This is a genomic window from Methylobacterium fujisawaense, assembly GCF_014138435.1.
Taxonomy (GTDB): Bacteria; Pseudomonadota; Alphaproteobacteria; order Rhizobiales; family Beijerinckiaceae; genus Methylobacterium; species Methylobacterium fujisawaense.
Genome location: NZ_JACJIM010000007.1, coordinates 375177 through 383052, shown reverse-complemented (window position 1 = coordinate 383052; position 7876 = coordinate 375177). Strand labels below are relative to the sequence as shown.

The following is a 7876-nucleotide window of genomic DNA, read 5'->3' as shown; positions in this document are numbered from 1 at the left end:
AGATCGGCACAAGTCTCTCACGCCAGACCCTAAGGCCTGGCCGCAAGGACAAACGCCGCCCGCGTCTCCCTTCCTCAATTCCAACTTGTCAAAGAGCGGCTCCGGTCACCCGAAGCCCGCGCCGGCAACAGACCGTCCGGGCTGACGCCCGAGGGACCCTTGCTCGACTGGAGGAACCGTGATACCGGACCGACTGTTCAGTGGTCCGCCTCAGCGGTGGAGGGCGTCTAGAGCCCGCCGATCCTCCTGTCAACCCCACCTCGGATCCGCCGTAGCGGCCCTCCGCAGAGCCGGCATCTCGCAGAAAACAGAAGGCCGCCCGGCTAAACCCGCCGGCCAATCCCGCCGCTTGTCAGAAGATGCCTCAGCGCCCGGTCCACTTCCGCGGCCGGCGCCGATGAGCCGGGGTATAGGCCCACCGTTCCGGGCCGTCAACAGCCCGTCACACACGCCGTCGATTTTTATGCGCACCTCCCGGCGGAGGCTCGCTTGTCTCGTGTGCGATGCGCAGGGCGTCGGCGGTTGGGTCAGTAGCCCTTCTTCACCTGGGCGAGCGCCGCACTGAGACCCTGCGCGATCCGGGCCCGTTCGTCCGGCCCGGCATCCCGGGCCACGAGCGCCTGCTGCCGACGTGAGACCAGGGTCAGGCGCTGAAGCCCGTACTCGTCATCCTCCACCGTCTCGATCTTGGTCCAGAGCGGATTGAACCGCCACTCGCGCCGCTCGCCCCGATGGCTCACCCGGGCGAGCAGGATCTCGATCTGCGAGATCATGACCTCCTCGAAGGAGCGCCCGCGGCGGAAGCTGACTTTCAGGGCCGCGTAGATCGCCAGCATGTCGAGGCCGAAGAACCCTGCCACCGGCCAGAAACCCATGCGCCAGGCCCAGATCGAGACGACGAGCGAGACCGCGCAGCAGCCCGTCATGACCACCCGGAAGCCGAGCCGGCTCAGGGATTGATGGGGCCGGATCGTCGCGGTGAAGACGGGCCGGTCGATCGTGTCTGGATCGAGCCCATAGGGATGGACGGAAGGATTGCCGCTCGCCATGCGATCCATATAACGCGCCGATGTCCGCCAGAAAGACTCCCACTCCCGTGACGGATCGCTCCGGTGGCGATGCCGCAATCCGGGCGACGGTGCCGTCCCGGGCCGCGCCAAAGCGCGCATCCAAGGGCGCTTCCAAGGGCGATTCCAGGAAAGCGGATCCGGTCGTCTCGAAAAGCGCGCTGAAGAGCGCGGCCGCGGTCCGCCGCGGCGGTCCGATCGGGACGGCACGCTCGGGGCATGGCGACACCGCCCCCGAGGCGGTCGATGCCGCCACCCTCGCCGAGATCTTCCGCCGCTTCCACGCGGCGGAGCCGGAGCCGAAGGGCGAGCTCCACTACGTCAATCCGTTCACCCTTCTGGTCGCCGTCGTGCTTTCGGCCCAGGCGACGGACCGTGGGGTCAACCTCGCCACAGGGCCGCTCTTCGCGGTCGCCGACACACCCGAGGCCATGCTGGCATTGGGCGAGGACCGGGTCCGCGATTTCGTTCGGACGATCGGGCTGTTCAACACCAAGGCGAAGAACGTCGTCGCCCTCTCGCGCATGCTCGTGGAGCAGCACGGTGGCACGGTGCCGGCGAGCCTGGAGGCCCTGCAGGTGCTGCCCGGCGTCGGCGCCAAGACCGCGAGCGTCGTCCTGAATATCGCCTTCGGGGTTCCGCGGATCGCCGTCGATACCCATATCTTCCGGGTCTCGAACCGGATCCCCCTCTTCGTCGGCTCGACCACCGATAAGGTCCAGGCCGGTCTCGAGGCGCTGGTGCCGGAACCCTACCGCCGGCACGCCCATCATTGGCTGATCCTGCACGGCCGCTACACCTGCAAGGCGCGCAAACCCGAATGCCCGCGCTGCCTCATCGCGGACCTCTGCCGCTACCCGTCCAAGACGTCCGCCTGACCGGTGGATCCTAGGCGGCGGCGCGACCGCGAACCGCGTTCCGGCTACGTCCGGAGCGCCCTCCGCAATCCCGCCCTGCAGGCTAACGCGTTGTGCTGGAAGCCCGCTTCCGCTAGTTTGGCGGCCGGTCGCCGGGGCCCTTGGGCAGAGGCCGTCCGGCGGCCCGACCTCGCGTCCGGTCGCCGCGCCGCGGATTCCTCCCAATCGTCGCGCATCAGGAGCCTCGGCCCATGGACTTCCTCAAACCACGGTACACGCCTATGAACCGCCGCCGTCGCATCTACGAGGGCAAGGCGAAGGTCCTCTACGAGGGGCCGGAGCCCGGCACGCTCATTCAGCACTTCAAGGATGACGCGACGGCCTTCAACGCGAAGAAGCACGAGGTCATCGACGGCAAGGGCGTCCTGAACAACCGGATCTCCGAGTTCGTCTTCCAGCACCTCAACGACATCGGCGTGCCGACGCATTTCATCCGCCGGCTCAACATGCGCGAGCAGCTGATCCGCGAGGTCGAGATCATCCCCCTCGAGGTCGTGGTGCGCAACGTCGCGGCCGGCTCGCTGGCGACCCGGCTGGGCCTGGAGGAAGGCACCCAGCTGCCGCGCTCGATCATCGAGTTCTATTACAAGAACGACGCGCTGAACGACCCGATGGTCTCCGAGGAGCACATCACGGCCTTCGGTTGGGCGACGCCCCAGGAGATCGACGACATCATGGCGCTGGCGATCCGCGTCAACGACTTCCTGTCGGGCCTCTTCCTCGGCGTCGGCATCCGACTGGTCGACTTCAAGATGGAGACCGGCCGCCTCTGGGAAGGCGACATGATGCGCATCGTGGTCGCTGACGAGATCTCCCCGGATTCCTGCAGGCTCTGGGACATCAAGTCCTCCGACAAGCTCGACAAGGACCGGTTCCGCAAGGATCTCGGCGGCCTGATCGAGGCCTACACCGAAGTCGCCAAGCGGCTTGGGATCATGTCGGAGAACGAGAAGGTCCAGGGCAGCGGCCCGCGCCTCGTCCAGTAAGCGCGTTCAGGCGGGTGGGCGGCGCAGGTGCGTCGGCCCCGCCTCCGGAAAGCCCGGCCGCAGCCGGGCGTGGGTCGAGAGGTCCGGATCGAAGCCCGGGTGATAATGGGGGTCCTGCACCAGTAGCGGCCCCCATCGCTTCTTCAGCGCCGCGATCTCGCGCTGGTGGCGGGCGCGGGCCTCCGGAGTCCAGCGGCGACTCGCCGCCTCTCGGTGGTGCAGAACCGCTCCGGGGACCAGCAGCGTGCGATAGCCGTCCGCGTTGAGGCGCAGGCAGAGATCGACATCGTTGAAGTCCACCGCGAAGACCGCCTCGTCGAAGCCGCCGACCGCCCGGAACTTGTCCGCTTCGACCGCCAGGCAGGCGGCCGTGACCGCGGAGACCGCGTGCGTGACGCGCAACGCCGCCAGATAGCCGGACGCGTCCCCCGGGAAGTGGCGGTGCCCGTGGGTGACAAGGCCGCCGGTCCCGAGCACGATGCCGCCGTGCTGAATCCGTCCCTCGCCGTCGAGGAGCTTGGCGCCGACGGCGCCGACATCCGGTCGAAGGGCCTCACGGGCCATCAGAGACAGCCAGTCGGGCCGGAACGCCTCGACGTCGTTGTTGACGAAGACCAAGAGCCGGCCGCGGGCGCGGGCCGCGGCCGCGTTGTTCATGGCGGCGAAGTTGAACGGCCCGGGACAGGGCACGACATGCCCCCTCCCCTCCCCTTCGAAAGCGCGCAGAAAGGCGAGAGTCTCCGGCTCGCGACTGTCGTTGTCGCAGACCAGGATCTCGATCGACGGCCAGTCGGTGCAAGACCGCAGGCTTTCGAGACAGGGGCGCAGGAGATCCAGGCGATCGCGGGTCGGCACGATCAGGCTGGCCAGGGGCCGGGTCCCGGGAAGGGGATGTTCGACCTGCACGAGGCTGTCGGGCCCCACCGCGACCCGGACGGCCGACCGCCCCGTTCGGTCCAGGTGATCCCGCACGATCGCATGATGGGACGCGCGCGCCCCCGCGCCTTCCGGCGGCGGGACCGGACGTCCGGCACGCCGCACGGACAGAAGCTCCGGGATATGGCCGATCGCGCCCGGGCCGAAGCGCTCGGCAATCCGGAACGCGGCCTCAGCCGGGCTTCGGGGCGCGGCGGCCGGGTCAAGGGCGCTGCCGCGGCAGGCCAACACGGGCCCGAGATAATCGAATGCCACGAGCCGGTCGGCGTCGAAGACCGGTGGCAGAAGCGGCACCACCACACCGCCGGGCCGCTCCTGCACGAGGGCATCGCCATAGAGGGCTTGAAGGTCGGGCTCCGCGGCGAAGCGGGCGGCGATCCGCTCGGGTGCGCCGGTCACGAGGATGCCGTCACCGATCAGACGGATTGTGTCCCCCGGACCGGCCGGCGCCGGCGGGAAGCGGTCGAGAATCGCGGGCGGCAGCGAAAGCCGGTGGTCGATTCCGATCAAGGCCGCGAGCGCTTGCCGGGCCCGCAGGCGCTTCCCCATCAGGCGCGCCCGCACGATGGCAGCCGCGGCCCGGGGGTGAACGAGGATCTGGCGGGCTGTCCCCAAAAGCGTGCGCCAGGAGCGGCGCGGCGATCCGTGATACGGGATGCCTTCGCGGCCCGATGCCCCGTCCGACGGCGTCATTCCAAGTCCTCGCCGAAGGTCGTGACCGACAGGGCGGGATGGTAGAACGGATCGTGCCGGATCACGGCGCGCCAGCGCTCGGAGAAGCGGGCCGCCTCCTGCTCGAAGCGCGTGCGCTTGGCACCGACGGAGGGACCGCGGCTGACGGATTCGAGATGGGCCAGGGTCGCGGCCGGCGTCCAGACCGTCTTCCAGCCGGCGGCCCCGAGGCGCAGGCAGAAATCCACGTCGTTGAAATCGACCGGAAAGGACTCGGCGTCGAAGCCCCCCACCGCCAGATACTTGTCGCGCGCGACGGCGAGGCAGGCGGCCGTCACCGCCGAGACCTCGTGCGCCACACGCAGCCGGCCGAGATGGCCCGGCGTGTCACCGGGCCGGCGGCGCAGGATATGGCCCGCCCGACCGCCGAGGCCGACGACGACGCCGGCATGCTGCAGTGTGCCGTCGCCGTAGAGAAGCTTTGCCCCGACGGCGCCGACATCCGGCCGGCAGGCCTGCCGGACCATGGCTTCCAGCCAGCCGGGCTCCAGGACGGCGACATCGTTGTTCAGGAGCACGACGATCGCGCCCGACGCCGCGCCGACGCCGGCATTGACCATCGCGGCGAAATTGAAGGGTTGAGGGTCCATGAGGATCCGCACGCGCGGATCGTCGCGCAGGCTTGCGTAGTGATCGAGCACCGCGGGATCGGTGGAACCGTTGTCGACGATGATCAGCTCGATCGCCGCATAGGCGGTCTCGTGGAGCACGCCGCGGCAGACGCGGGTGATCAGGTCCAGGCGGTCGCGCGAGGGAATCACGATGCTCACCAGCGGCGCCGGATCCGGAAGCGGCCATTTCAGGTGAACGGCGCCGTCGTGGATCTCGGCACGGAGCGAAGGCCACCCGGACCGACACGCGTCGAGGGCTGCCGCCCGGGCGGACGCGTCGAGCCCATCGCCGACGGTCCGGGCGAGAATCCGCGGGACATGCGCCACCCGCGCGGCGCGGGTCGTCGCGGCGGCCGCGATGGCCAAACCGATCTCCTCCATCGGGCCGACGGGGCGCCCCGGACTTGCGGAGAGCCACGTCTTCGACAGGAGCAGGGGGAAACCCGGATAGCCCGTCGCCAGGGCAAGATCCGGGCTCCAGTCAGGCTTCAGCTGCGGGCGACCGTCGGGGCCGATCGCGTCGCCGTAGGCGAGGTCCGCGTCCGAGAGGGTGTGGGCCAGCAGCGCCAGGGCCTCAGGCTCTAGGACGTCGCCGGGGCGTAGCAGGCACAGGGCGTCCGCATCGCGGAGAAGATCGTCGAAGCCGGCAGCATCGTCCCAGGCACGGTGCGACACGGGCCCGTCCTCCGATGGAGGCGGCGCGCCCGACCATGCGACCGAGACCCACTCTGGCCGGTGCGTCTGCGCGGCCAGCGCGTCGCGCGCGGCGCCCAGCACCGCCGCCTCGCCGGGTCGCGCGAGCAGGAGACAGCCGATCCGCAGCGCGGAGGGTGGAAGGCCGGCGGGCCGGGATCGGGCAGCGGCCCAGGATGGGAAGCGGACCATCGGCGTCACCGCGCAGGTGCCGCGCAGGATGTCCCGGTAGCGCCGGTCCGAGCCGCGGGCGCGCTCGTAGAGCGCGGCGAGGCAGCGCCAGGGCCGGCGGAGGAGACATTGTGCGAGCACCCCGGCCTCGTGCCGGGCACCGACCCGCTCCAGACTGAAATCGGCACCGGCCGAGAGGCGGATCTCGCGCGCATCCGAGGGGATCAACCCCAGCCAGTGGGCGAGCCCCTGAGAGGCGCCCGGCAGGACGAAATCCTGAACGGCATCGTCCGGACCCCGCAGGACGCGGAGGATCGGGCGCCGGGGTGGCGCCGCGGGATCGCCGCTGTAGCTCAGTACGATCCAGCCGACAGGATGATCGGGGAGCACGAGGCGGCGGTCGTATTCGGGATCGGCCACCGGTTCGAGGCGAAACCGCGTCGCCCGGCCAAGCCAGATCTCGCCGTGACTGGTCTTCGCAATCAGTCGGTTCGGATCGCCGAAGCGTGCCGCGGCGTCACTGGGCAGCGTCGCCTCCGCCGGCGGGTGCTGCGGCGACCGCCGGTTTCCGGCGGCGCGGCTTCGCAGCGGCCTTCCCGGCCCCCTTGCCGGCGCCGACCCCCACCGCGATGTCGTACTCGGCCGTCATCGCGGCAGGAACCTGCAGATCATCGGCGACGACCGTGGCGAAGCCCTGGGCCTCACCCGGTCCGACCGTGACGCTGACCCGCTCGGCGCGGCTTGAGACGACCTTGCCGTTGTAGCGGATCTGAAACGTCACCGGCACATCGAACCGGCCCGGCGCACCGGCCGGCCCGAGCAGCACGTTGACCTCCGCGCCCACCTTGACGGTGATCGAGCCGTCCTGACGCCGCGTGCATTCGCGGGCAAGCCGAGCGAGGGCGTACTGGGTGCGCACCGTATCGCCCGCAAGGGTTCGCGAGGCGGCGGCACCCTCGACGACCTCCACCGGAGGGCAATAGGGTGGATCGAGGGTTTCGGGCTGCGACGGCGGCACCGTCGTGCCTCCGTACTTGAACAGGTTGGAGAAGATGTTCCCCTCCTCGGCCCGGCACGGAGCGGCAGCGGCGAGGGACAGGGCAAGCACGAGACCGCCCCGCCGGAGCAGGGTGTTCGGCAGCCGGGAGACGCCCGGGGACCGCGTCGGAGTCCTGTCTTGAAGTCCGATCATCGCACGGCTCCCGAGCGGCACCGTCATTTCAGGCTATCGAACCCGGCCGCGAAGCCCTTCATCGACAGCGGGATCCCGACGCCTTCCTCGGGCGTCTGGAACACGATGAAGGTGGCTTGCGTGCCGTTCTTGAACTGGCGGATCAGACCGTCATCCATCACGACCTCGGCCACGCACCCGGTGGTGAGACAGCGGACGAAGCCCGCGCGGCCGATATCGGTCTGGTCGATCTTGAGGCCGAGGCCGGAAGGCAGGAGGACGCCTAGCGGCGCCACCACCCGCAGAAGGTAGCCGCGGTTGTCGGCCGTCTTCAGGACGATCACCACCAGGGTCAGATTCGGCCGGTCCTCGGCGGCGAGATACTGGACGAGGGCACATTGCTCGGCCTTCGCGCCGGCCGGCGTCTCGCAGCGCAATTGCCAATCCTCGAAGGTCTTGCGCACCATACCCTGGGCCGCGGCCGGCCCGGCGGGCACGAGCGCGGCCGCCACGAGGGCGAGGAAAACCGGCAGCGCGGCGCGCCGGACGGCGCGCCGGAAACGAACGAGCCTCGCGTGAAGCGGCACCACCG

At 70.0% G+C, this 7876-nt stretch carries 7 protein-coding genes; 2 read left to right on the top strand and 5 right to left on the bottom strand.

What is annotated here, in order from left to right; all coding sequences use genetic code 11:
- Positions 1–527: 527 nt before the first annotated feature.
- Positions 528–1049, bottom strand: a complete 522-nt coding sequence (locus GGQ91_RS22760) for a DUF2244 domain-containing protein (RefSeq protein WP_043387564.1) — start codon at positions 1047–1049, stop codon at positions 528–530.
- Positions 1050–1264: 215 nt separating this feature from the next.
- Between GGQ91_RS22760 and nth the strand changes: the two genes are divergently transcribed.
- Positions 1265–1945 (top strand): endonuclease III, encoded by a 681-nt coding sequence (gene nth, locus GGQ91_RS22755; RefSeq protein WP_182592903.1) that lies wholly within the window; start codon positions 1265–1267, stop codon positions 1943–1945.
- A gap of 230 nt (positions 1946–2175) precedes the next feature.
- Positions 2176–2970 (top strand): phosphoribosylaminoimidazolesuccinocarboxamide synthase, encoded by a 795-nt coding sequence (gene purC / locus GGQ91_RS22750; protein WP_043350657.1) that lies wholly within the window; start codon positions 2176–2178, stop codon positions 2968–2970.
- Positions 2971–2976: 6 nt separating this feature from the next.
- Here purC and GGQ91_RS22745 read toward each other — a convergent pair whose 3' ends face one another.
- The 4 genes from GGQ91_RS22745 to GGQ91_RS22730 all read right to left on the bottom strand — a co-directional run bounded on the left by GGQ91_RS22745 (position 2977) and on the right by GGQ91_RS22730 (position 7874).
- Positions 2977–4599, bottom strand: a complete 1623-nt coding sequence (locus GGQ91_RS22745; RefSeq protein WP_182592889.1) for a glycosyltransferase — start codon at positions 4597–4599, stop codon at positions 2977–2979.
- Positions 4596–6533 carry a glycosyltransferase gene (locus tag GGQ91_RS22740; RefSeq protein WP_182592888.1) on the bottom strand — a complete coding sequence of 646 codons (1938 nt, stop codon included), beginning with the start codon at positions 6531–6533 and terminating at the stop codon, positions 4596–4598. Before GGQ91_RS22740 ends, GGQ91_RS22745 begins: the two co-directional genes overlap by 4 nt.
- A gap of 97 nt (positions 6534–6630) precedes the next feature.
- The gene (locus tag GGQ91_RS22735; protein ID WP_246410847.1) at positions 6631–7305 is read right to left on the bottom strand and encodes a hypothetical protein; all 675 of its coding nucleotides are present in this window, start codon (positions 7303–7305) and stop codon (positions 6631–6633) included.
- 23 nt (positions 7306–7328) lie between these two features.
- A complete protein-coding gene (locus GGQ91_RS22730; RefSeq protein WP_091995268.1) occupies positions 7329–7874 on the bottom strand; it encodes an invasion associated locus B family protein in 546 nt (181 codons plus the stop codon).
- Between the last annotated feature and the right edge of the window lie 2 nt (positions 7875–7876).

Bases quoted from the DNA above. Each gene is read 5' to 3' on its own strand.
- GGQ91_RS22760 (WP_043387564.1), bottom strand. From the start codon at position 1,049: ATGGCGAGCGGCAATCCTTCCGTCCATCCCTATGGGCTCGATCCAGAC.
- purC (WP_043350657.1), top strand. From the start codon at position 2,176: ATGGACTTCCTCAAACCACGGTACACGCCTATGAACCGCCGCCGTCGC.
- GGQ91_RS22745 (WP_182592889.1), bottom strand. From the start codon at position 4,599: ATGACGCCGTCGGACGGGGCATCGGGCCGCGAAGGCATCCCGTATCAC.
- GGQ91_RS22735 (WP_246410847.1), bottom strand. From the start codon at position 7,305: ATGATCGGACTTCAAGACAGGACTCCGACGCGGTCCCCGGGCGTCTCC.